The sequence below is a fragment of the Thermococcus sp. CX2 genome (genome assembly GCF_012027555.1).
In the GTDB taxonomy this organism is placed as follows: domain Archaea; phylum Methanobacteriota_B; class Thermococci; order Thermococcales; family Thermococcaceae; genus Thermococcus.
In genome coordinates, this window is sequence record NZ_SNUQ01000002.1 from 381,364 (window position 1) to 404,278 (window position 22,915).

General features: G+C 52.5%; 19 protein-coding genes and 1 tRNA gene. 7 read left to right on the plus strand and 13 right to left on the minus strand.

Annotated features, from left to right (window positions below; all coding sequences use genetic code 11):
• The first annotated feature begins 2 nt into the window (after positions 1–2).
• Positions 3–1,082, plus strand: a complete 1,080-nt coding sequence (locus E3E23_RS06330) for a flippase-like domain-containing protein (RefSeq protein WP_167907233.1) — start codon at positions 3–5, stop codon at positions 1,080–1,082.
• The gene (locus E3E23_RS06335; RefSeq protein WP_167907235.1) at positions 1,051–1,887 is read left to right on the plus strand and encodes an NAD(+) kinase; all 837 of its coding nucleotides are present in this window, start codon (positions 1,051–1,053) and stop codon (positions 1,885–1,887) included. Before E3E23_RS06330 ends, E3E23_RS06335 begins: the two co-directional genes overlap by 32 nt.
• Here E3E23_RS06335 and E3E23_RS06340 read toward each other — a convergent pair.
• The 5 genes from E3E23_RS06340 to E3E23_RS06360 are packed head-to-tail and all read right to left on the minus strand — an operon-like array spanning position 1,871 to position 6,722.
• Positions 1,871–2,662, minus strand: coding sequence for a DUF835 domain-containing protein (locus E3E23_RS06340; RefSeq protein ID WP_167907237.1), 792 nt, complete (start codon positions 2,660–2,662; stop codon positions 1,871–1,873). The two genes, E3E23_RS06335 and E3E23_RS06340, sit on opposite strands and share 17 nt — an antisense overlap.
• Positions 2,653–3,630 (minus strand): bifunctional N(6)-L-threonylcarbamoyladenine synthase/serine/threonine protein kinase, encoded by a 978-nt coding sequence (locus E3E23_RS06345; protein WP_167907239.1) that lies wholly within the window; start codon positions 3,628–3,630, stop codon positions 2,653–2,655. Before E3E23_RS06345 ends, E3E23_RS06340 begins: the two co-directional genes overlap by 10 nt.
• A 41-nt stretch (positions 3,631–3,671) precedes the next feature.
• Positions 3,672–4,196, minus strand: a complete 525-nt coding sequence (locus E3E23_RS06350; RefSeq protein ID WP_167907522.1) for a flavin reductase family protein — start codon at positions 4,194–4,196, stop codon at positions 3,672–3,674.
• Positions 4,197–4,238: 42 nt separating this feature from the next.
• Entirely contained in the window at positions 4,239–5,555 is a 1,317-nt protein-coding gene (locus E3E23_RS06355; RefSeq protein WP_167907241.1) for an acetate--CoA ligase family protein, read from the minus strand.
• Positions 5,556–6,722 carry a hypothetical protein gene (locus E3E23_RS06360; protein ID WP_167907243.1) on the minus strand — a complete coding sequence of 389 codons (1,167 nt, stop codon included), beginning with the start codon at positions 6,720–6,722 and terminating at the stop codon, positions 5,556–5,558.
• A 72-nt stretch (positions 6,723–6,794) separates the two neighbouring features.
• Between E3E23_RS06360 and coaD the strand changes: the two genes are divergently transcribed.
• Positions 6,795–7,277, plus strand: coding sequence for a phosphopantetheine adenylyltransferase (coaD, locus tag E3E23_RS06365; RefSeq protein ID WP_167907245.1), 483 nt, complete (start codon positions 6,795–6,797; stop codon positions 7,275–7,277).
• Here the strand turns inward: coaD and E3E23_RS06370 are convergent.
• Positions 7,269–8,339, minus strand: coding sequence for a DUF917 domain-containing protein (locus E3E23_RS06370; protein ID WP_167907247.1), 1,071 nt, complete (start codon positions 8,337–8,339; stop codon positions 7,269–7,271). The genes coaD and E3E23_RS06370 overlap by 9 nt on opposite strands.
• A gap of 88 nt (positions 8,340–8,427) precedes the next feature.
• Between E3E23_RS06370 and tpiA the strand changes: the two genes are divergently transcribed.
• Complete coding sequence (tpiA, locus tag E3E23_RS06375; protein WP_167907249.1) at positions 8,428–9,108, plus strand: triose-phosphate isomerase; 681 nt, start codon at positions 8,428–8,430, stop codon at positions 9,106–9,108.
• Positions 9,109–9,747: 639 nt separating this feature from the next.
• Here the strand turns inward: tpiA and E3E23_RS06380 are convergent.
• From E3E23_RS06380 to E3E23_RS06405, 6 genes are all read right to left on the minus strand, one after another.
• A tRNA-Gln gene (locus tag E3E23_RS06380) sits at positions 9,748–9,823 on the minus strand.
• Between the two features lie 143 nt (positions 9,824–9,966).
• On the minus strand, positions 9,967–10,641 hold the full coding sequence (locus E3E23_RS06385) for a hypothetical protein (protein WP_167907251.1): 675 nt from the start codon (positions 10,639–10,641) through the stop codon (positions 9,967–9,969).
• A gap of 39 nt (positions 10,642–10,680) precedes the next feature.
• Complete coding sequence (locus tag E3E23_RS06390; RefSeq protein ID WP_167907253.1) at positions 10,681–14,559, minus strand: DNA-directed DNA polymerase II large subunit; 3,879 nt, start codon at positions 14,557–14,559, stop codon at positions 10,681–10,683.
• Position 14,560: 1 nt separating this feature from the next.
• Positions 14,561–16,675 carry a DNA-directed DNA polymerase II small subunit gene (locus tag E3E23_RS06395; RefSeq protein WP_167907255.1) on the minus strand — a complete coding sequence of 705 codons (2,115 nt, stop codon included), beginning with the start codon at positions 16,673–16,675 and terminating at the stop codon, positions 14,561–14,563.
• Positions 16,675–17,922: an ORC1-type DNA replication protein gene (locus E3E23_RS06400; RefSeq protein ID WP_167907257.1), complete on the minus strand. Its 1,248-nt coding sequence runs from the start codon at positions 17,920–17,922 to the stop codon at positions 16,675–16,677. The genes E3E23_RS06395 and E3E23_RS06400 overlap by 1 nt, the downstream gene beginning before the upstream one ends.
• Before the next feature lie 260 nt (positions 17,923–18,182).
• A complete protein-coding gene (locus E3E23_RS06405) occupies positions 18,183–18,809 on the minus strand; it encodes a DNA-binding protein (RefSeq protein ID WP_167907259.1) in 627 nt (208 codons plus the stop codon).
• 678 nt (positions 18,810–19,487) lie between these two features.
• Here E3E23_RS06405 and E3E23_RS06410 point away from each other — a divergent pair.
• From E3E23_RS06410 to nucS, 3 genes are all read left to right on the plus strand, one after another.
• A complete protein-coding gene (locus E3E23_RS06410; protein WP_167907261.1) occupies positions 19,488–20,504 on the plus strand; it encodes a TrkA family potassium uptake protein in 1,017 nt (338 codons plus the stop codon).
• Between the two features lie 176 nt (positions 20,505–20,680).
• The gene (gene radA / locus E3E23_RS06415; protein WP_167907263.1) at positions 20,681–21,745 is read left to right on the plus strand and encodes a DNA repair and recombination protein RadA; all 1,065 of its coding nucleotides are present in this window, start codon (positions 20,681–20,683) and stop codon (positions 21,743–21,745) included.
• A 36-nt stretch (positions 21,746–21,781) separates the two neighbouring features.
• Positions 21,782–22,534, plus strand: coding sequence for an endonuclease NucS (gene nucS, locus E3E23_RS06420; protein ID WP_167907265.1), 753 nt, complete (start codon positions 21,782–21,784; stop codon positions 22,532–22,534).
• Here nucS and E3E23_RS06425 read toward each other — a convergent pair.
• Complete coding sequence (locus E3E23_RS06425) at positions 22,531–22,911, minus strand: DUF473 domain-containing protein (protein WP_167907267.1); 381 nt, start codon at positions 22,909–22,911, stop codon at positions 22,531–22,533. The genes nucS and E3E23_RS06425 overlap by 4 nt on opposite strands.
• Positions 22,912–22,915: the final 4 nt, after the last annotated feature.

Consider the following 22,915-nt stretch of genomic DNA (forward strand, 5'->3'; position numbering starts at 1 on the left):
GCATGGACTGGAAGAAGGTCGGCTTCCTCACCTTTGGGATCCTCATAATAATCCTACTCATCTGGTGGGCGGGGGTAGAGGATGTAATAGGCGTTCTAAAAAAAGCGAGGCTTGACTACTTCATACTCGCCGTGCTCGTTTACATTGCGGGTGTTGTTCTCTGGGCCCTTCGCTGGGGGGTGCTCCTCAAGAGCCTCAACATAAACGCCTCCTTTAGGACGATTCTGGGCGCGATATTCGTGGGTGTTTTTGTGAACAACGTCACACCCGGGGCCCGCGGCGGCGGTGAGCCTATGAGGATGTACTACCTCTCAAAGCGCTCCAATGAGACATACGGCCCAGTTTTTGCCACAATAATGGCCGATAGAATCCTCGACCTCATTCCGGTCATCGTTATGCTGTTCCTTTCGACGGTTTACGTCTATCGCTTAGGCTCAACGACGCTGATGATAACCCTGCTCGTCCTCAATGCAATCCTTGCCGCCTTGATCGTAATAACGCTCGTTATACTCCTGAACGAGAGGAGAACCAAGAGGATTCTCTACTGGTTCTTCGGGCTGGTCTCCAGGCTGATGCCAAAGAAGGCAAAAAAGTACGAGGAGAAGTTCATCCACAACATCGAAGTAAACGTCCCCAAGTTCCAGAAGGGCTTTAAACTCCTCCTGAAAGACAAAAAAGCCTTCTTACTGGCCCTAGCATATTCCTTCGCTTTCTGGTTCCTCACCCTTCTCCGCTCCTACTTCATCTTCCTGAGCATTAAATACCCAGTTGGCCTTGAGGAGATAATGGTCGTGCAGATGATAGGCGTTGTCGCGGGTTTGATAAGCATTATTCCAGGCGGTGCAGGATTTATAGAGGCCATAAACTCAGGTGTCTACGTCCTCCTCGGCATAGATAAGAACTTCGCCGTTACCGCAACGCTCATCGATAGGCTGATATCGTACTGGATACCAACGGTTCTCGGCGGCTTCCTCACAACCCACTTTGGCGTTAAGCTCAGGGAGGATAAGAAAAAGAAAGGTTTAACTGAAGAAGGGAGAATTGACAACCATGAAGTTTGGGATAGTGGCCAGGAGAGATAAAGAGGCAGCCCTCAAGCTCGCATACAGGGTCTACGACTTCCTCAAGGTCAGCGGTTACGAGGTGTATGTGGATACCGACACACACAGATACCTGCCCGAATTTCAGGAGGAGGATGTTCTCCCGCTGGAGGACTTCGACGTCGATTTTATCATCGTTATCGGAGGAGATGGGACGATTCTCAGAGTAGAACACAAAACCAAGAAGGAGATACCTTTGTTGGGCATCAACATGGGGACGCTCGGTTTTCTCACGGAGGTTGAACCCCACGAGGCCTTCTTTGCCCTGAGCAAGCTAATTGAGGGTGATTACCATATAGACGAACGCATAAAGCTGAGGACGTACCTAAACGGCGAGAACGTAGTCCCTGATGCCCTCAACGAGGTGGCCATTCTAACGGGCATACCCGGAAAGATAATCCATCTGAGGTATTACATAGACGAAGGCCTCGCCGATGAAATCAGAGCCGACGGGCTGATAGTCTCAACACCGACAGGATCAACGGGCTACGCCATGTCCGCGGGAGGGCCCTTCGTGGATCCGAGGCTTGATGTAATCGTCATAGCACCCCTCGCACCGATAGCGCTGAGCTCGAGGCCAATGATAGTGCCGTCGTACAGCAAGATAGACGTGAGGAACATGGCCCTCACCAGGGAAATAATACTGGCGGTCGATGGGCAGTTCTACACCTACCTAGAGCCAGAGACGGAGATAACCATAAAGCTCTCCCCACGGAGAGCAAAGTTTGTGAGGTTCTCGAACGAGGTGTACCCAAAGTACACAATGAAGATCAAGCGGAAGTTTTGAGAAGGCTCTTCAAATTCCTCACGGGGGCGAACTCCCTAAGGAGAACGTTCAGCTCCCTTTCTTTCAGTGTTTCCTTATCAACAACCACGAGCACGGCAGACTTTGTTTCAACGGCGTGGTCTTTCAGTGCCGTGAGGAATCTAAAGATGGCCGTAAAGTCGTTGTACAGAATAAGAGTTTCAAGGCAGTCCACCACTATCAACCTGCCCCCGCCCCGAAGGAACTTTACTGCACTCTCAATGACGACGTGAAGCTTCGTCAGGCCGATTCCCTTGTCAGTGACCTGGGTCACCCACAGGATTTGAACGTGCTCTCCGAGGTTTTCATACTTCCAGGGGCTCCTAGTGATGACAAGCACCGGAGCGTCAATTGAGGAAATGAACTCCACAAGTTCCTTTGTGCTTCCCCCCATGTAGAGATAACCTCCAGAAGAGAGCTTCGCGCTCCCGGGAGCTTTTGAAGGGACTGGTAAAATGGTTCTTTCAATATGACTTATGTAACTTAACAGGCCATAGGCTATGCCAATTATCGACAGGAAGTAGAGAACCCGCTCCACAGACACAATGGTAGCTACATTCCCAGTAAAATCGTCAACGATATCAAGGGCTCGGCCTATTGTCGCTGTAAACAGGGAAACTGCCACAACCACAATGAACCTGTTGAGGGGTTCACCGTAACGTGACATCCTCTTGGCGACATAGAGCGTAGAATACCCGATGACGATGAACAGCACGACATCAATAAAAAAGACCCAGATCGAAACCTTCAGCTCCATACAACCTCCACCTCATCGGTTCTGAACTTCTGCTTTACGACCGTGTCCTCGAGGCCGAACCTGACGCCTCCGAGGTACATTCTCAATCCAGTATAAGCTATCATGGCCCCGTTGTCCCTGCACAGGTCGTACGGGGGAACGAAGAACTCTATCCCCCTGTCCTCTGTCATCGTTTTGAGCATCTCCCTAAGGCGGTTGTTGGCCGCAACGCCGCCAACGAGAACAACCTCATCCTTGCCTGTGTGGGCAACGGCCCTCTCGGTAACCTCAACGAGCGCGGCAAAGGCCGTCTCCTGGAAGGAGTATGCCAGATCCTCAACGCGGTACTTTCCGGTCCTGTACTTCCTGACGGCCTCGGTAAGGATTCCAGAAAAGCTCAAATCCATACCTTTGACCGCGTATGGAAGCTCGATATACTTCTCGCCCTTTAAGGCGAGCCTCTCAATCTTCGGCCCCCCGGGGAAGCCTATGCCCAGCTCGCGGGCGAAGGTATCGATGGCGTTCCCGATGCCTATGTCGAGAGTCTCACCGAAAACCCTGTAACGACCTCCCTCCAATGCCAGAACCTGGGTGTTTCCACCGCTCACGTAGAGGCCGACGGGGTCTTTAACGCCGAACATTTTCGTGATCTCAACGTGGGCTATGCAGTGGTTCACGCCGATTATTGGCTTGCGGTGCTTTATGGCCAGGGCCCGTGCGGCGGTGGCAACAACACGAAGGGCAGGACCGAGACCGGGCCCCTGGGAGAAGGCTATCAGGTCAACGTCCTCGATAGCTATTCCAGCCTCGTCAAGAGCCTTTCTCAGGAGGGGCCTCAAAAGCCTCGCGTGGTGCTCGGCGGCTTCCTTTGGATGGATACCCCCCTTTTCGGTGGTCAAAGTATCAAATACGTTTGCTAAGACTTTATCCTCGGTAACTATACCTATGCCAAGGGTATGTGCCGTCCCCTCTATACCTAACGCTATCATCAGGATGGGAGGGTAAAAAGGGTATAAAAAGATTATCTGGGTCAAATTCCCGGCGGGTGATGAACACGCTTTTCAAAGGTCACAAAATCCGTCCAAGCGGCATGCGCAAGAAACTCAGCCTCAAGGTTTGGCTTCCCACCTTCAAAGGCATCATTCCTGTATGAACTTCCCACGACCTCTCCGACGAACCACGTGTGATCCCCGTAGTCCCGCTCATCCACCAGTTTGCACTCCACGTTCGCCAGGGCTTCTTTTATACTGGGGGTTTCAACGGCCTTCGATGGAACGAGGGTTATTTTCATCTCTTTCAGCTTCTCAGGACCGTGTCTGGTGCCGGCTATCCAAACATCCGGGAGCATATCGAGACTCGGCACGCTGATGACGAACTCGCGGTACTTCTTTATCAGTCCCCACGTGTGTCTCTTCGGAGAAACCGCGACGCCGACCATAAAGGGCTCAAAGGACACGACGGTAACCCAATCGGCGGCCATTACGTTGGTTTCCTCACCCTTTCCAGCCACCACGAGGTAAGTCCTCATCGGATAGAGGAGTCTGTACGGCTTCATGAGCATCACCAGATATAAATTGAACTTCATCTTAAAAAAGTGTCAGCGAAGGGAAAGCCAAGCCAAAGCCTTAGCAGCTCTCTCCGGTGTCGGAAAGTTCTTCAGGCCGTGCTTCTCGAGTAAATTGACGCCATCCCTGACAAGCTCCCCCGCCATGAAGTTCACGATGATGGGTTTGGGGCAGTCAGCCTCGATTACCGCCCTCGCTACCTCCTCGCTCGGGATGAATATCGGCGGAACGCAGATTACGAGGAGAGAATCAACGTTCCCGCCCCTGCAAACAACCTCGATGGTCCGCTTATAGCGCTCGTAGTCGGCATCTGCTATGAGGTCTATGGGGTTCTTGACGGAGCACTGAGGCGGAAGGAAGGAGCGGAGCTCTTCAACGGTTTCATCGCTCAGTTTGGCAATTTCGAGGCCTAGCTTTTCGAGCTTGTCTGTCGCGAGAACACCGGGCCCTCCAGAGTTCGTGATTACTGCGACGCGCCTTCCAGCCTTAGGGTACATCTCAAAGGCCTTAGCGGCATCAAACAGCTCCTCCATTTCCTCGACCTCTATGGCTCCGGTCTGTTTGAAGGCGGCCCTGTAAATCTCGTAGCTTCCCGCGAGAGAGCCTGTGTGAGATGCCGCGGCTTTGGCGCCGCTCGCGCTCTTCCCGGCTTTGAGGACTATAACCGGCTTCCTGCTCGCGGCGTAACGCAGTGCCTCCATGAAGCGTCGGCCGTCTTTAACGCCCTCGATGTAAAGGGCTATGGTCCTAGTGTTTTCATCGTCAGCGAAGTATCTCAGGAAGTCGCTCTCGTTCAGATCGGCGGCGTTTCCATAGGAAACGAAGGCCGAAAACCCGATTCCTTCCTCGTTGCCCATCGCCAAAGCCGCGCCGCCAAAGGCTCCGCTCTGGCTTATCAGAGCAAGCCCCCCGGGATTAACGCGGACTTCGAAGGAGCCAAAGAACTTCCCGTGAACACCGAAGATGCCTGCACAGTTGGGCCCGATGAGCCTGACGCCGTGTCTCTTGGCTTTTTCCACCAGCTCGCGCTCCAGCTCGACGTTTCCGACCTCTGAAAAGCCAGCGCTTATAACGACGGCACCATTGATTAAGTCACCGATTTCGTCTATGAGAGAAGGCACGAACTTGGCGGGGATGGCTATTATGGCAGTATCAACCGGCTCCTCAAGCTTTGGCAGGATTTCAAAGGTTTTTCCACCAACCTGAACCTTTCCCCCTTTCGGGTTCACGGGGATTATCCTGCCCTCAAAGCCACCCTCCACTATGTTGCGCAGGATTTCATAGGCTATGGCGCCTTCTTTGAAAGAGCCAAAGATGGCAACGCTCCGGGGGTAAAAGAAGAAGTCCATTCACTCACCCCCGGATTCGGAGGTCTCGCCATCGAGGCTCTCACTTTCCTCAATAGAGCTTTCATTCCCTTCTTCGGCTGGCTCTTCCATCTCCTTCGAAGCGGTTCTGCGCTTCTTGAGCCAGGCTATTCCAACGACCACCACCAAAATAAGGCCAATCCAGAGGTAGGTGAAATAGTTTGGCTTCTTCTCCACCACCGTGATAATTATAGTATTGTTGGGCCCAACTTGATATGAGCCGCCTTTAACGAGCACCTTGTTGAAGGGCATAGGCAGCTTGACGAGGGCGTTCCACACCTCCTCTGAAGAGGTCTCGCTATGGGACACCTCCGGCTTGGCGACGCCGATGACTACCAAACTGCCGTTCTCCTGGCGGGCGTCGATGCTAATTACTTCCATCCGGGCCTTAAAGCTCGAGATTATCTGATTGATAATCAGAGGTGTGGCGTTCGCCCCGCTGAAGGTGGCGTTGAACTGGACGTAGCCTTCCTGGGGGTCGTACCTGAGGGAGATTTCCCTCCAGGTTGCGTTCAGGAACTTCCAATAGGAATACTGCGGAGTGTAGAGCTCCATTAGGGGGATGAAGTCTCCGTTAGTCCAGACCGCGACGTTGTTGCTGAAATCTTCTGGAGCCGGGGCGAGGTTCCTTACTTCGTAATCCTTGGGAAGGATGAGGGTCAGCTTATCCCAGCTGTAGGCGAAAACATGGCCTCTGAAGACGAATTCCATGGGGCCACTGAGCGGACAGCTAAGGACTTTCCCATCGCTGACGAGGAAGTTGGTAATGGCAAAGGCTACCACAGCGGACCAGTTGTCGAGAACCTTAACCGGACCCCCCTCGGGCCAGTATATTGTACTGTTGAGCCCCTTTGCCTCGAATCTCTTCTCGAAGTTGTCCTTCAGGTTGTCGTAGATCAAACTCTTCACGAAAGACTGGAACTGCTCCTCAGCTAAGGTGGTGTTGTTGGCCGCGAGTTTATTAAAGTACGCCCTGTAAAACGGATCCTTGAGCGTGGCGTATATCCTGAACTGGGCCAGCCCGTCGGGGGACACCTGAATCATCATGTCTATCTTGAAAAGGGGCTGGGGCTCTCCGGCCGCTGCCACGTGAGCAAGGGGTGAGCCGATCAGGAGAAGAGTCAGGATGAGCACGATGAGCTTTCTCATTCTACCACCTCCAGGAAAAATCTCCGGAGGTTGATAAAAAAGCTTATTGGTTCGTCTGCCTAATTTTAGCCCATGAGGAAAAAGTACCGCAAAGTGGTCGTCGGAGGGACCTTTGACAGGCTCCACCTCGGGCACAAGGCGTTGCTGAGGAAGGCCTTCGAGGTGGGGAAGTACGTCTACGTTGGACTGACCGCCGACGAGATGGTGAGGAACAAGCCCCACGCGGATAAAATCCTTCCCTACGAGCTCCGCCTGAGAGATCTGCTCAAGTTCTTCGAGGTTAACGGCTACTCCAACTACCGGGTCATCAAGATACACACGGCCATAGGCTTCGCGGATAAGATGAAGAGCCTCGATGCCATAGTCGTCAGTGAGGAGACCTACAAGGGGGCACTCATAGTGAACAGAGCTAGAGAAGAGAGGGGCCTGAAGCCCCTCGAGATAGTGACCATCGGGATCGTAAGGAGCAGCCTCGGGGCGAAGATAAGCTCTTCCCTGATCAGGGCAGGCCTCATCGACCCGCTCGGAAATCCGAGGAAGAAAGATTCACCGTAATGCCCTCCGCGCTATTGGGGCGTACTCCACGTCAAAGCCGAAAGCTCTCGGTCCAAGCAATTCAAGTCCACGCTGAGACCTCCATACTTCAGGGGCAGAAAACCCAAAAACCACGTATTCCTCTCCGAGCCTCACCTCGGAGTTCACAACGGGGACTCCTTCCGAAGTTAGCATGGTTATCAAATCAGGCACAGTCACATCTACGCTTCCGTTTCTTAACCCGAGGAGGTTTTCATTTTTAAACAGAATCTCATATCTCTCACCCTCGAATTCCCCTATCCCCTCCAGCCCGATTAGCCCTATGGTAAAGCCTCGTTCTTCCTGCCTCTCAAGTGAGGCACAGACACCCCTGAAGAGAAGAACGCCCCCAAGCTTCATCAGTTCAGACTCCCACTCCTCACTTTTCAGGGCCCGGCCGATGGCAATAGCCCTACTGAGGGTGCCCTTTAAAAGAACCCGCTTCGAAACCGCGGCATCGAACGGGTGGGAGGCCACTCCAACCTTTCCAACCGCACTCACCACTGCCCTAACAAGCGTTTCTGCCCTCCTGTCATCCTCAATGCGGGGTACAATTAGAACGTCCTCTTCAGGAGTAACGATGGAAAAAGGCGCCATCTTGTGGCCGTGGAGATAATAAACCGAGTGATGGAGTTCAGGGACGGCTCTTCCAGCCATGTCCCCATCAACTACTGGAATCCCCAGCTCAGCGGCGGTGGCGAGCGCAACTGCCGTGCTGTTGCCCCCCAGCTCGGTAGGGACAACGGCCCCAAATTCTCTCCCCAGAAACTCTTCAAGCTCCAGAACAGCCAAAGCTGCGATATTTCTCTTTGGAGACCCACCCACGGGCCCAACGAAGTACGGGCTCACCGTAAAAGCATTCTCAGGCAGGTCCTCTACCCCAATGAGCCGTATCTCTCGATCTTTTCTAAGCACTTGTTCAATCCACTTCCAGCCGTTTTCTGGGCTTCCCCCACCCCCACAGCCAAGAAGCGTACATCCGGCGATCAGATCTTTCAGTTCGTCTTCCCCAAGCCGGCGGCCAGAGTTTTTCAGATTCTGCATAATCAACACCACGCTCAGAGTGTTTCCAAACGAAATTTGGGATAAAAGGATTTAAGGGTTGAGCATCAATTCATTCCCGGGGATACCTATGACGAAGCTGAAAGAGCCGATAATAGCGATAAATTTCAAGACATACATCGAGGCCACTGGCGAGAGAGCCCTTGAGATAGCCAAGGCCGCCGAGAAGGTCTGGAAGGAGACCGGGATAACTATAGTGGTCGCGCCGCAGCTGGCCGACCTTTACAGGATTGCCCAGGAGGTCGAGATTCCGGTCTTTGCCCAGCACATAGACCCGATTAAACCGGGAAGCCACACTGGCCACGTCCTCCCGGAGGCAGTTAAGGAAGCCGGGGCCGTCGGAACTCTCCTCAACCATTCGGAGAACAGGATGATTTTAGCGGACCTCGAAGCGGCCATAAGGCGCGCCGAGGAAGTTGGACTGATGACGATGGTCTGCTCCAACAACCCAGCAGTCAGCGCCGCCGTCGCCGCTCTGGGGCCAGATTACGTCGCAGTTGAACCGCCTGAACTGATAGGAACTGGCATTCCAGTCAGCAAGGCCAAGCCGGAAGTCATAACTGACACCGTCGAGCTCGTCAGGAAGGTAAACCCAGAGGTCAAGGTTCTGACCGGCGCAGGCATTTCCACTGGGGAGGACGTCAAGAAGGCTTTGGAGCTCGGAAGCGTTGGCGTTCTCCTCGCGAGCGGCGTTACCAAGGCAAAAGACCCGGAGAAGGCGATAAGGGATTTGGTGTCGCTGATTGTCTGAGCTTTTCTCTTAAAATTTTCAGCGCCGATGCGAACAATCTTTGCAAAGCAAAGCTTGACCAAAGTTGAGACTGCCCGATAAAATGTTCCTTTGGATGAGTGCCCCTCTAAATTCTGCAAGTTCGAGAGGATTTCCATTTAACAGGAGACTTTAATTTGGAGTCTGCTTTTCTTTTTGACGCCCTTTGGGCGTCGTACTTTGAGAGACTTCTTGAAAATTGGCCAGTTAAGAAGAAATCCAACTTAAAATCGCCTTTTTGAAGGAGTGCACACTCAAAAATCAGCATTTTTAGAAGCAGTCAGAATTTTCCGCCATCCGTCAGGATGCTTGAGCGTTAGCGAAAGCAGCACTTTGCGTCAGCAAAGCAAACTTTGCAGGGTAAAGTTTGATCAAAGAGTAAAATTCTCCCAAATTGGCTGGAAAGAGTTTGCATGTCCTTCCAAAAACTGCGAGCTTACTGTGGGTTTAACCTAAAAGCTGGCAGTTAAAGGGTTTCCTACTTCCTTTAACGTCCCTCGGGCGTTATATTTGCAGTGAAGCACTGTAATGATAAGCAATTGAAGAGTAAACCACTGGAAATTAGCCGTTTTAGAACGGACATGCCAACCTTGATCAAACTTCGCGAAGGCGAAGTTTGTGTGGTAGCCCCGCCGGGATTCGAACCCGGGTCGCGGGATCCAAAGTCCCGCATGCTTGGCCGCTACACCACGGGGCTGCCCGATAAGAAAAGCTAAGAAGGGACTTATAAACCTTAAGTCCACAGGTAGGTCAACACCCCCCATTCGAATCTTTGCTTCAGTTCTAGCCTTTGAAATAGAGGCAAACTTTTTTGATCAAACTTTGCTTGCGCAAAGTTTGCTAGAAGGCAAACTCCTCGACGGAGAACTCCTCCATAACCCTCTCGAAGTCGTTCTCTGGAGCGTAGAGGAAGCCGCAGCGAGTGCACTTGAGCACACCCTTTTCTTCACTCAGCGGGGAGAAGCAGACCGGACAGCGGTACTCCTCTCGGTTGAGCTGTTCATAAACCTCATCGCGCATGACAATTAGGTTCAGCTCGGCTTCCCAGTCCTCGTGGAGCATGCCCCAGTAGGGCGTTTCGACGGGATAGAAGTCCTCCAAAATCAGGGCGTTTATTCCAATGCTCTTAACGCCAGGCGGGAGCTTTCCGGCAGGCTCTATCGAGACCACATACTGGTCGTAGAACTCTATATTCTCTGCCCTAATTGTGAGACCCTTAGAGAGCCTTGAACGGAGCGGGATGAGCTGAAGGAAGAGGCTCTCCCTCTCGATGTCCCAGCTCGTGCTTATTGAGACGCTCCCCCTTGTGAAGAACTGGGTGATGTAGCGCTCGTCCCTTTCTTCACCGGCCAAAGAAAAGCCCAGCTTGCCCATCGCACGGTTTAGGAAGTTAGGCCGCGGGAGCTTCTGGTAGTTAATCAGGTACTCCCCTATCCAGCCGGCTAAGGGCATGGAGTAGCCGACGAAGTACTGCCTCTGGACGTTGAGGTAGGCCACGCTGGGGACGAGCTTCATAACGAAGAAAGTGGGAAACGAAAATATATATGGATTTCGTCAGCCGAAGAAGTCGTCCAGGCTTATGCTCTTCTTTGGCTTTTTCATCTTGGACTTCTCCTTCTTGATCTCCTTATCGAGACCCTCAGCAGTTGATTTAGCCCAATTTTCGACCTTCCCAGATTTAACTTTCTTCTCCCTGAGCTCCTCGCGCTTCTTGAACTTGCCATTGGCCTTAAGCTCGTCGAGGTACCCGCTCCTGCCGTTGGACTTGCCGGTCCTGGCCTTTATCATCTTCTCGCAGACGTCGGCGGAGAAGCCCATCAAAGTCCTCTGCCTTTCGGGGAAGACGTTCTCAAAGAGAGTCTTTATGTCCTTCTCGGTCAGGCATATCCTCTGCCTCGTGTAGTCCAGCACGTCGTACTTCGTAACGAGCATTTTAGCCGTCGGAAGGTACTTCTCTATTGCCCCCTTGCTAACGGTCAGCACTATCTTCCCGCCGCACTTAGGGCACTTGCCAGTTAGCGGTGGTCTCCTGTACTTCGTGTTGCACTTCACACACCTGAACTCCTGTCTGGTGAAGCTCCTTAGATTGCCCCTAAGGTCTGGAACGAGGTGAGAGTTAATTATAGTCTCAGCGACGTGGTTCTCATCCACAGCCCTTATGCGCTCCGCCAAAGCCAGCTGTCTCGCCACCTTCTCCTCCATATCGCCGAGCTGTTTGTACAGGCTCATCTTCGGGCCGAGGCCGATATCATCGGTGTCGTGGGTGAACTTTATACCCTCGTACATCTCTGGCTTTCCAAGCCTGTCCTCAACGCGCTCTATTATCTTGACCTCCTTGGGCGATTTAAGCTCGTAGGTGGCTTGATAGAACTCGAGCGGATAATACCTGACGACGTCCATGTTGTGAACCTCGCTGTCTACTTCCCTCGGGTCCAAACGGGTTGTAACGACCAGCGGCGCGTCCATCTTTCCACCGCGCTTCTCGGGTAGGTAGTACTTGCTGAAGTTCAGCAAAGCATCGAGGAGGAGCATGACTGCATCTTCGTCGCCGTCGCAGTTACGTCTTTTGGCTGCATGATAATACGGATGGGCATAGCCTACCAGGACGTCAGAGAAGCCTATTATCCGGCCTATGATTCCGGCAGAGGTGTGCGGAGCAAGGCCGATGACGAGATGGCCGATTAGGTCCTCCATCTTCTCCGCGTTGTAGAACCGTGGCAGGCCGTAGAACTTCTCCAAGAGGTCGTCGATGAAGCGTGCTACCTTGAGGAGGTACCTTCCAGCTTCATAGGAGAGGATTACATCCTGAACTTTGAGCTCGAGTATCTGATCGTCGCTCACCAGGGGCTTTCCTTCGAAGTCGTGGGTGTAGCCGAGCTCGCGGAGCTTCTCGACACTTACACCCACTTCCCTTGGCCTGAAGTGGGTTATCGGGGCATCGGTCGCATCGAAACGAATCGTGCCGTCTTTAAAGACGTAGACGTCGTTCTTGGCCCTCAGCAAACCTTTCTCCAGGGGCTCGGCCATCTTGTAGCCGGAGGTCATTCCCTGGACGCCCTTGAGCTTGTCTATGCCGTAGACCTTGACGTTCTCCATCGCCTGGCGGAGCAGCTCGGCTGGCTTGATTTTTCTCATGGCATAGGGCCTGAGCTCGACGCCGCAGCGGGGACAGCGGAAGTCGAAGCCCTCGGCCTGGCCCTCCGGGTAGTCAGCGTTGCACTTCGGGCAGTGCCAGAGAAGCTCTTTCCTCGTTCCGCAGCGCGGACAGAGGTGCTCTGGACCAACGTGACCGCACTCCGGACACTTGAAGAAGGCTATCTCGACCTCAGCGGTCTTGCCTTCTTCGGCGGCCTTCTTGATGTCACGGGAGCTCCCACCGGCCAAGCCAATCGGGAAGAGAACCTGCACTGGCGGCTTCATCTTCCTCTCCTTGGCCTTCTCGGGCCTGCCCATCCTCGCGCCTATCCAGCTTATGCCCCTATCCCTGAGCTTTATCCTGTTGTTCTCGTTGATGATGTCAATGACGGTGTAGAACGGCTTGGTCTTAAACTCCCACTCGAGGTTGCCCAGAGGAGTCAGCAGGGCGGCGCTCCAGGGATACTCAATCACGATGACCTTTTTCTTGCCCTCAACACGCTCAAGCCTGTGCGGAAGGCCCAGAAGCTCGAGGTAGCGCTTGATTTTAGGCTCGTTGTCGAGGATTACCTTTTTGGCGAACTTGTTCTTCATGTGCTCGTCCCACTCTATCTGAGCACCGAGAAGGTATCTTTGAAGCTCCTCGACTTGCTCTGGTTTGAGAGTGTTCCAGTAGAGGGTGTAGTAGGGGTGAAGCGGTATATCCAGAACCTTCGAGATGTGTATGGCCTCTTCAACGCTCGGCCTCACGCGGAGCGGGTCTTTAAGGAGCCTCTCCAAAAAATCGGGATCGAGCTCGATATATTCAGCCGCCTCTTCTATTGCTTCTCTATCGTTGTCCTCGAAGGGCCTCAGCTCGACCTCGTAGGTCTCGGCTATGGCCTTCACGAACTCCTGTATCCACCACTCCTCGACGTAGTTCGCTGGAAGGAGCGTCTGGTTGTTCTCCACGAAGTCGCCGAAGTTCACCAGGGCGTCGCCGACGTAGAGTATCTCCTCGATTTCATCGCGGACATTCAATGCCGTCTCGTAGTCGTCTACCCTGATAACCGAGCCATCCTTGAGCTTGACTATCGGCCCCTCGACGGTGGTCGCTGGCGTAACGATACAGCCCTTGCCTGGCCTCTCGGTCTTCATCTGGGTGCCTATCGCTATGAACTCGTCAAGGATGAGCATGGTGGCTGGATTGACGCTCCAGGTGGCGAAGCCGCTGACGCGGGAGCGGCCGTACCTCAGGCGGAAGCCGCCGTTCTCGGAAGGCTCGGCGAAGAGGGGCCTGCCCCCAATTATCTCTTTAGTGTACTTCTTGTTCGGCGCGATGTTGGCCCTAAACTTCTCGTAAAGCTCGTAGTAGAAGCCTCTCTCGACTTTCTCTTTGACCTCATCTGGGGCCGCATCTTCCTTCGCGGTCTCGTCCTTCGCTTCCTTGGTCTCGGTCTTGCCCTTCTCCTTTGCCTCGACGAACTCCTTTATCCAGTCCCACCCATCAACGCCCATCTTGTCTATGTACTTGACCAGCTTCTTCGCCTTCTGGAGGACACCCTCAGCCAGAACGAGAATCGCTCCACCGCGAAGGTGGTTGGTCTCGACGCCGGGAACGTCGCGGTGGGACACCTCAACTTTATCGGTCTCTTCGCCAGTTATCTCTATCGGGATGTTTCTCATGGCGAGGCGAACCTCGTCCGCCTCTGGGTGATACTGCAGCCTTGTAACCGCGCGGTGGTAGAGATCAATCTCCTCCACCATTCTCTCTATGTGCTTCTCGCTTGGCTTGAAGCGATCCAGGCCGAGCTTTTTCCTGACGTAGTCGCCAACGAGAACACTCAATGCCTGAGCCGTTCCACCGGAGCTCCTTATTGGCCCGGCATAGTAGAGGGCTAAGTACTCACTCCCATCGGCCCACTCGTTGCGCTTGATTTTAACGTCCGCTATCCCCTCCAGAGGAGCGGAAACGATACCCTCGGTGAGAATAGCCAACGCCGTTCTGACGGCCTGTTCAGCGTAGCGCTCCTTGCTCCCCAGGTCGCCGAACTTGCCCTCGATTATCTCATCAACTACTTTTAGGGCCGCCAATTCTTTTCCATACTCCTTAACGAGGGCCCTTATCCTCTCGGCGACGCCGGGTGGACCAACCAAACTCTCAACACGGCCGGCCATGTCCGTCGCTTGGGGAACCTCGACGTCCAAGCTCGGATCCTTACCCTGAGCCCTCGCCTTTCTCGCTATCTCATAGGCCCTGTCAATCTCGCGTTGGAGCCATTCGAAGTAAGCCTTCATCTCCTCGGAGTAAAGCTCCATCTCAGACACCCTCGCAGTACTGGTCAAACCTAACAACCGCCCTAAGGCGGGCGGTCTCCACATCTATTATCGGAACCCTCGCGGGGGTCGGGACAATGTTCACCATCTTCTGGAACTCAGTCTGGGCCTGCCAGGTACCCGTGTTTATCAGGAAGACGCCGTTGTAGACCTTGTACTCCATAACGTGAACGTGGCCGGCCTGGAAAAGGTCGGGAACATTTTCTATGACGAGCATATCCTCGGGGTCGGGCGCTATGGGAACCTTCTCTCCGAAGGTCGGAGCCAAGTGGCGGAGCTTGAGGAGGTCAAGCATAGCTTCCGCCGGCCTGTGATGGCTCCTGTTGGGAATGAAATTAACTACATCCTCAATTCCCCTTCCGTGGGCTACCAGGAAGTCCCTCCCGTGGAGCCGTACCACCGCAGGATTGCTTATTATAACCGCGTTCTTCAGCCTGAGCAGGGGGCGAGCGTACTCCTCATAGAAACCCGGCTGAGGTATAGCCGTTCTTGCTGCATCGTGGTTGCCGGGACCGATGAACATCGTTATGTGATCTGGAACATTGGAGAGGAGATTCGCCAGAGCCTCGTACTGGTCAAAGATGTCTGGAATGGCCAGCTCGTTATACTGGCCGGGATAAATACCGATGCCGTCGACAACGTCGCCGGCTATTATCATGTACTTAATCCTGCTGACGAGCTCCTCTTCCGTCTTGTTGTTCACGTCGCCGTTAAGCCACTCAAGGAAGCGCATAAAGGCCTTCTCGCAGAACTTGTTGCTCCCAACGTGGATGTCACTCAAGAGAACGGCGTAGACCTTTTCTTCAAGCGGTGGCTTGTCGCGCTTGAACTTCGGCACGTCCGGGAGGTATATCTTATCCGCAAAGAATATGCCCCTACCAGAATAGCGGCCCCTGAAGGCCACTACCGCGTCGGGCATTATTTCAAAGAACTTCTTCGAGTCCTCGTTGCGGCGGTTTATGAAGACCTTGATAACCCCAGTCCCGTCCTCGACCTCGAACATGAAGCCCTTGGCCGTTTCCTTCTTCGAGTTGACGAGGCCGATGATGGTTACATCGTCTTCGGTGCGGACATAGCTGAGCTTGGCTATATCGATTACACTACCCACCTCAGGGTTCTCCCGCAGAATGCGGCGCATTTTCTTGAGCCTGCTCCTGAATAGGTCAGCGTAAACTTTGACTATTATTTCTCCGTCCTTCCCGGCAGCGCTCTTGGCCTTTGGAATGGCCAGCTTGACGTTCTTGACATCGAAAGCAACCTCGTAGTCATCTGGAATCTCCTTGGCCCGGTAGTGAAAGCCCTCTTTCGGCGAGAGTTTAAAATCAGAATATACCGAATAGCTCTTCTCTTCCTCAAGAACTTCATCGCTGACGTAAGCTATTGGAACGCCATAGTCCCCATAAACTATCTTTGGCTTGAGGTCGCTCTCATCCACATTCTCATAACTGCTTGAGTAGCCGCTCGCATAACTGCTACTGTCCTCGACAGAAGTTTCTTCCGCCGATACCTCTGTTTCCACTGGAACGGCAACTTCTGCTCCATCCAAAGCGGAAGCATTCACGACTCCAGTTTCAGGTGTCGGCCCAGCAGCTGCCCCCAACTCTTCCACAGTTCCACTGGAAATAAAACTCTCCCCCCCAGAAAAGTGATGCTCTTCTTGCTCTAATGATGAGATTAAAGCCGTTTCCTCGCCGCTTTCTAAAGCATCTCCACTGGAAATAAAGGTTTCAGTTCTCTCAACAGAAGAAGAGACATCAACTGAGGTTTCGTCCGAGTCAGGCATCTGGGCAGCGAACTCGTCCGATTTAGGCATTTCACCAGAAAATTCGGCCTCTGAAGGAACATCCACTGAGGGTTCATCCCCAGATTTTGACCCTTCAGAGGGCTCAATGGAGGTCCCACTTTCCAATGGAGAGATGCCCTTCTCCACGAGAAACTCCCGGGCAATGGTGGAGTCTATGACGAAAGTGCCCCTAGCTTTGGCGAACTTTACAAGCTCGGCCAGCGTAAAATCCCTCTTGTAGTGCCCCTCAAGGAGGTAGTACGCGGAGGGAGTGATTAGATAGTTGTTGGCCATTAAATCCTCAATCAGGCCCATCAGAGCAGCCTCCTCTGACGCGACATGCTTATGGTAAGCATAGTCTGGAGCTGGTGATCGTGGCGGTATATGTTCTTGACCTTATAAGGTGTCACGTTGAGGCGTATCTCCTTGGTCCTTCCATACCTGCCCTTGCTGACGACCTTGGCGTTGATGATGCCAAGCATGTCGAGTTCGTTTATCAGGTCGCTGACACGCCTCTGGGTGAGCGGCTCAAGGTCGATGTGATCGCATAGGGACTTGTAGACAGAATAGACGTCGCCAGTGTTGGCTGGCAGCTCACCGTTTTCATCCAAGAGGACTATAGCGTAGAGGAGAACCTTCGAGTGAAGAGGGAGGGTTTTTATGACCTCTTCCATGGTGTCCTGCTCAATCTTCTCCTGGGCCTTCCAGACGTGCCTTTCGGTTACTCTCGATGCCCCCTCACGCTCGGCTATCTCACCGGAAACGCGGAGAAGGTCGAGGGCGCGCCTGGCATCCCCATGCTCGCGGGCCGCCAGAGCGGCACAGAGCGGAACAACGCCGTCATCGAGAACGCCCTCGTTAAAAGCGTCCTTTGCCCTTTGCATGAGGATATCACGGAGCTGGTTGGCGTCGTACGGCGGGAAGACAACCTCCTCCTCACTCAGACTTGAGAGGACGCGCGGATCGAGGTAGTCCTTGAACTTGAGGTCGTTAGAGATTCCGATTATGCTAACCTTGGCACGGTGGAGCTCGGTGTTTATCCTCGTGAGGCTGTAGAGGATGTCATCGCCGCTCTTCTTAATGAGTTTGTCTATCTCGTCGAGGACTATAATGACGAAGCGCTCCTTCGCATCGATGACCTCCTTGAGCTTTGTGTAGACCTCATCAGTAGGCCATCCCACGAGCGGAACTTCAACACCGCTTTCATCCCTGAAGTAGTTCACGATGTTGGCAAGAACGCGGTACTGAGTATCAACAATCTCACAGTTGACGTAGATAACATCGACGGGAACGTTGTACTTCTGGGAAATCTTTTTCAGCTCCTCGGTAACGAACTTAATGGTTACTGTCTTACCAGTACCAGTTTTACCGTAGACAAAAACATTTGAAGGTGTCTCTCCTCTCAAAACAGGAACGAGTATATGTGCAAGGTTTTCAATCTGCTCACGCCTGTGTGGAAGCTCCTTGGGGGTGTAGCTGTGCCTCAGGACCTCCTTATTTTTGAAGATTTTCTTGGCATGGAGGTACTTTTCGAAGATTGAATCGAGGTAATTGTCATCCATCAACATCACCCATTCCACTGGAAATCCAACTCTGGACATAATTGTTGTACAGAGTTGCGAATCATTACTGGAACATGCGACAAATTTTAACTGCGATAATTGTAAATCCATGCACTTATCTCCCAATATTATGGACATCAGACAGGCCTTCCACAGGAAGCACCGGATACAGAGGAAAGCGTAGGTAGTATAGGTCATGGGTTTATATGCCTTGTTGAACAGGGGGATGTAAAAAAGATGTGGGAACATCAAGTAGATAGTCAAAGATACATGTTTTCCCTCATGGCATTACGTTTGGCTTCCTCTTGAGCCGCAAGGATTTCGTTAAGTAGCTTTTTAGCGTCGCTCTCGGGCATTCCAACTTTGGCAACCAAGAAGCGGAGGAGTTCCTCCTTCGTCGCCCCCTTCTGGATCCTCTCATAAACCATCCACACGATGCGGTCAAAGACCTCCTGGGCAAAAGCTTCTTCTATGCCCAACACCGTGACCGCCTCTTGGAGACCAATCAGGAGTGCCGCAAGTGCATCGTTAAACTCCTCCTTGCCTAGGGATTTTTTATCGAGATCCACCCTCAGATACACCTCGTCATTCATGCCCGAAAGCGTGAACTTCATGAGGTTAACCCGATCGTTGAGCAGGAGAAGAGTGTGATACACCTTTAAACGCTCGTCCTTGGTCATTGCTAGCGTCTCCAGCCGAAGCGGCACGATAAGATGAACGAAGCCTTCAGAGAACATTACGAGGAGAGTAAACGGCATCCTGGGATGTTCGGCCATATAGACACCTTGGCCAACATTCGTGATAGACCACGGCAGGTCAACGATGTCCTTGGCCGCATCGTCACCCTCTTTAAGCCAACTGAGAACTTGGTTTTCAATATCTTCCAATGGAATCACCAGATGAAGTTTTGCTTTAAAAGTTAATAACGGTATCGTTCCAAACGAAATGAGAGGGTTCTGTGACCATAGTTGTTCATTAAGAGTTTACGTTTGGAAATGACTCAAAGAATGCAGTTGCTCATTTCCAATGAAGGAAAAGTGAACAGTTTTGAACATCAAATTATGCACATGGATGCCTGTTATTGTACAATTGCAATAAACACATTCAATAAAATTTTATTAAATGTTAAGCGGTTTTGTACCCCCTGGGAGTTTTGTTTCCAGTGGAGACGGACCATGGCTACTCCACCTGTTCTCGTTTCTTTTTGGTGAAACTCTCCCGTCTTCTTTTCGACTTCGTGTATTTATATTTTTTCATGAACAATGTTCACAAAACTGGAACAACACAAACAAGTCATGAACATGTATTCCAAATTTGCCTGAAGATGCTTAAAAGCACGTTAATTTGGTATTTGTAAATCCATTTATAAACGCTACTTTCTGTTTTTCTCTTCTCAAAACGTTCCATTCCTCCAAAACCGAGTTCCAGTGGAAATAAAACTCTGGGGGGTCGTGTAGATTATCATCGAAAAAGACCTTTATTTCCACTGGAAAAATAACTCCATCTCTGGACACTTTAAGCCATCGGTGATAACTTTTTAAATCTCAATCTATGAACTGTAAACCATGATTCCAGCACTCCTCGTTAGAAGGCTCTTGAAATTTAAGGTGCGGGTGAGCAGAAACAAACTCATACTTATCTCCATGGCTGTCTTGGGGCTAGCACTCGTTTTTGCAACCCTGTTCATGTATTTTGAAAAGGTGGATTTCTTCACGGCGTTCTACTGGGCGTTGATAACCATGGCCACCATTGGGTACGGCGACATAACTCCCGAAACTGGGGCCGGACGGATAGTCGCGATGGTGGCCGCGGTAGCGGGTATCTCAACATTTACTGCTCTCGTTTCGGTTTTGGCTGAGTACTTCATATCGTCATCTCTAAGGAGGATGATGGGGATGCACCGAGTAAAGTATGTTGGTCATTATGTTATCATAGGTCAGGGGAGTAGTGTCCCAAGCTGTGTTAGTGAACTGATGTCTGCAATCTCTTCTGGGGATGCGGATCTAAAGCCGATCGTGGTTGTCCTCCCCAGCGATGAGGAGCGCAAGAAGATGGAACTTCCAGAAGAAGTGGAGGTTCTCATTGGGGACTCAACCAACAGGGAAACCCTTGAGCGGGCCCACGTTGAAGGGGCTTCCCATGTTATACTCTCCCTCGAGGACGACTCAAAGTCTGTCTTCACGACACTCATGATAAAGCGCCTGTCCAAGGCGAAAGTCTTCGTTGAGGCTCTCAGACCCGAGAGCGTTGAGCTCCTAAAGCAGGCTGGAGCGGATAGGGTCATAACGAGCAGGAGTCTTGCGGGTAGGCTCCTGGCGAGCTCAGTATTTGAGCCTGAGGTTGTCGATGTTATTGATGACCTGACCACCGCTTCTCGGGGCTACGACATCGCGGCGATCACTAGGAAAGAGTTATGGGGGGTTCCCTACTTTGAGGCGTTTAAGCGACTCTATGCCGAGGGTTATTTCTTGGTTGGCTACTATCGTGATGGGGCTGTTCTGATGCCCGGACTCAGTGAGCCAATCCCCGAGGGCGCGAAGCTACTCGTAATAAAGAGGTCCACTTCCACTGGAGAAAAGTGATTAATGGGCTTTAAAATTTCTTTACTCCTGTGTGGTTTTCAAACGGATTTGCAGTGGGGCATCTGGCGCGTTTTAAGCCAATCGGACCAAAATCTTAAAAGTTCTATCTGCTGAGAAAAGTATATAACCCTTCAATTTTTTACCCCTATGGAAGGTAGTCCCAGTGGGTGAGCGAGATGCCGAAGAAAAAGACGGTTGAAGATGAAATAAAAGAGCTCGAGGAATTTGAGGAGCTCGAGGTCGTTGAGGAGTCATCATCAAGCTCAACCAAGAAAAAGGCCCAGAAGGAAATCAAAACGCTGGAGGATCTTCCTGGCGTCGGTCCGGCCACTGCCGAAAAGCTTCGCGAGGCTGGCTATGACAGCATCGAGGCCATAGCCGTTGCATCTCCAATGGAACTCAAGGAGATAGCGGGAATAAGCGAGGGCGCTGCGCTTAAGATAATTCAGGCCGCCAGAGAGGCAGCAAACATCGGAACTTTTATGCGCGCCGATGAGTACATGGAAAAGAGGAGAACCATAGGCAGGATTTCCACTGGAAGCAAGAGCCTCGACAAGCTCGTCGGTGGGGGCATTGAGACTCAGGCGATAACCGAAGTTTTCGGTGAGTTTGGAAGCGGTAAGACCCAGCTCGCTCACACGCTCGCGGTTATGGTTCAGCTTCCGCCAGAGGAGGGTGGACTTCACGGCTCCGTCATATGGATAGACACCGAGAACACCTTCAGGCCAGAGAGGATAAGGCAGATCGCCGAGAACCGTGGCCTGGATCCGGAGGAGGTTCTCCACAACATCTACGTCGCCAGAGCCTTCAACAGCAACCACCAGATGCTCCTGGTTGAGAGGGCGGAGGAGATAATCAAGGAGAAGGCCGAGACCGACAGGCCGGTTAAGCTGCTCGTCATAGACTCACTTATGGCCCACTTCAGGAGTGAGTATGTGGGCAGGGGCACCCTCGCTGAAAGACAGCAGAAGCTCGCCAAGCACCTCGCAGACCTACACCGCATAGCTGACCTCTACGACATAGCGGTCTTCGTCACCAACCAGGTTCAGGCGAAGCCGGATGCCTTCTTCGGCGACCCGACGAGACCAGTCGGTGGTCACATCTTAGCACACTCGGCGACTCTCAGGATATACCTCAGGAAGGGCAAGGCCGGCAAGAGGGTGGCGAGACTGATAGACAGCCCGCACCTGCCTGAGGGAGAAGCCATCTTTAGGATAACGGACAAGGGCGTCGAGGACTGAGTTAGCTTTTTAACCCCTCTTCTTTATTCCCCGTACATGTCAAAAGTTGAGGCTCGAACGAACCCTTCACGGGAAGAGCTCCTCGCGATAATCGATTCTGCCCTCTCCAACGAGGCTATCCTGACGATTTTCGCCAGGTGTAAGGTTCATTACGACGGCAGAGCTAAAAGCGAGCTCGGCTCAGGGGATAGAGTCATAATTGTCAAGCCTGACGGTGCTTTTCTCATCCATCAGAGCAGGAAGCGCGAGCCCGTGAACTGGCAGCCTCCGGGAAGCTTCGTGGCCGTCGAGGAGCGCGATGGCATTCTAGTTCTCCGCTCTGTTCGAAGGAAGCCCAAGGAAGTCCTTGAGGTCGAACTGGAGGAGGTTTACCTCGCTTCTCTCTTCAAGGCTGAAGACTACGAGGAGCTGGCATTGACTGGCAGCGAGGCAGAGATGGCCGAGATGATATTCAAAAATCCAGAACTCATCGAGGAGGGCTTCAAGCCCCTCTTCCGCGAGAAGCCCATCGGCCACGGCATAGTGGACATTCTCGGGAAGGACAAAAACGGAAACCTGGTCGTTCTGGAGTTAAAGCGCAGAAAAGCTGACCTCCACGCTGTAAGCCAGCTCAAGCGCTACGTCGAGGCCCTTAAACTGGAGCACGGGAGTGTTAGGGGAATTCTCGTTGCCCCATCGCTTACCTCTGGGGCGAAAAAGCTTCTCGAAAAGGAGGGTCTGGAATTCAGGAAGGTTCAGCCGCCCAAGAGGGAGAGGCTGAAAAAGGAACGGCAGACGACGCTGTTTTAGCCGATGTCCATCTCGTGGGGGAGCATCTCTCTGACCTTCACGACGAGTATCGTGTTTCTCTTTTTGACCTCTATTATCCGCCCCAAGCCGAGGAGCCTGACCTGGGCCCTGCAGACCGTCATTTCCCTCTCGTCGCTCTCCTCCCATGGAATCCTCTGCTCCATGCTTTCTAGCTTGAGTAGCTCGGCAAGGAGCCCTTCTGTTCCGGCCATAACGTCTTGATACGTCTCGTGGGTGAGGAAAACCATTCTTAGCTCGCGCGCCTTCTCGAGGGCTATGACGTTTCTTGCGCTCCTGATTTCGAGCGTCTTGTACGGACTCCTGAGGAGTTCGTCAAGAACGCGCCTGGCTATTCCGGTGAGAGTTACTGCCTCCATGCTC

What these genes read in the sequence shown, in the direction of transcription:
- E3E23_RS06330 (WP_167907233.1), top strand. Translation starts at nt 3, where the DNA reads ATGGACTGGAAGAAGGTCGGCTTCCTCACCTTTGGGATCCTCATAATA.
- E3E23_RS06335 (WP_167907235.1), top strand. Translation starts at nt 1,051, where the DNA reads ATGAAGTTTGGGATAGTGGCCAGGAGAGATAAAGAGGCAGCCCTCAAG.
- E3E23_RS06340 (WP_167907237.1), bottom strand. Translation starts at nt 2,662, where the DNA reads ATGGAGCTGAAGGTTTCGATCTGGGTCTTTTTTATTGATGTCGTGCTG.
- E3E23_RS06345 (WP_167907239.1), bottom strand. Translation starts at nt 3,630, where the DNA reads ATGATAGCGTTAGGTATAGAGGGGACGGCACATACCCTTGGCATAGGT.
- E3E23_RS06350 (WP_167907522.1), bottom strand. Translation starts at nt 4,196, where the DNA reads ATGAAGCCGTACAGACTCCTCTATCCGATGAGGACTTACCTCGTGGTG.
- E3E23_RS06355 (WP_167907241.1), bottom strand. Translation starts at nt 5,555, where the DNA reads ATGGACTTCTTCTTTTACCCCCGGAGCGTTGCCATCTTTGGCTCTTTC.
- E3E23_RS06360 (WP_167907243.1), bottom strand. Translation starts at nt 6,722, where the DNA reads ATGAGAAAGCTCATCGTGCTCATCCTGACTCTTCTCCTGATCGGCTCA.
- coaD (WP_167907245.1), top strand. Translation starts at nt 6,795, where the DNA reads ATGAGGAAAAAGTACCGCAAAGTGGTCGTCGGAGGGACCTTTGACAGG.
- E3E23_RS06370 (WP_167907247.1), bottom strand. Translation starts at nt 8,339, where the DNA reads ATGCAGAATCTGAAAAACTCTGGCCGCCGGCTTGGGGAAGACGAACTG.
- tpiA (WP_167907249.1), top strand. Translation starts at nt 8,428, where the DNA reads ATGACGAAGCTGAAAGAGCCGATAATAGCGATAAATTTCAAGACATAC.
- E3E23_RS06385 (WP_167907251.1), bottom strand. Translation starts at nt 10,641, where the DNA reads ATGAAGCTCGTCCCCAGCGTGGCCTACCTCAACGTCCAGAGGCAGTAC.
- E3E23_RS06390 (WP_167907253.1), bottom strand. Translation starts at nt 14,559, where the DNA reads ATGGAGCTTTACTCCGAGGAGATGAAGGCTTACTTCGAATGGCTCCAA.
- E3E23_RS06395 (WP_167907255.1), bottom strand. Translation starts at nt 16,675, where the DNA reads ATGGGCCTGATTGAGGATTTAATGGCCAACAACTATCTAATCACTCCC.
- E3E23_RS06400 (WP_167907257.1), bottom strand. Translation starts at nt 17,922, where the DNA reads ATGGATGACAATTACCTCGATTCAATCTTCGAAAAGTACCTCCATGCC.
- E3E23_RS06410 (WP_167907261.1), top strand. Translation starts at nt 19,488, where the DNA reads ATGATTCCAGCACTCCTCGTTAGAAGGCTCTTGAAATTTAAGGTGCGG.
- radA (WP_167907263.1), top strand. Translation starts at nt 20,681, where the DNA reads ATGCCGAAGAAAAAGACGGTTGAAGATGAAATAAAAGAGCTCGAGGAA.
- nucS (WP_167907265.1), top strand. Translation starts at nt 21,782, where the DNA reads ATGTCAAAAGTTGAGGCTCGAACGAACCCTTCACGGGAAGAGCTCCTC.
- E3E23_RS06425 (WP_167907267.1), bottom strand. Translation starts at nt 22,911, where the DNA reads ATGGAGGCAGTAACTCTCACCGGAATAGCCAGGCGCGTTCTTGACGAA.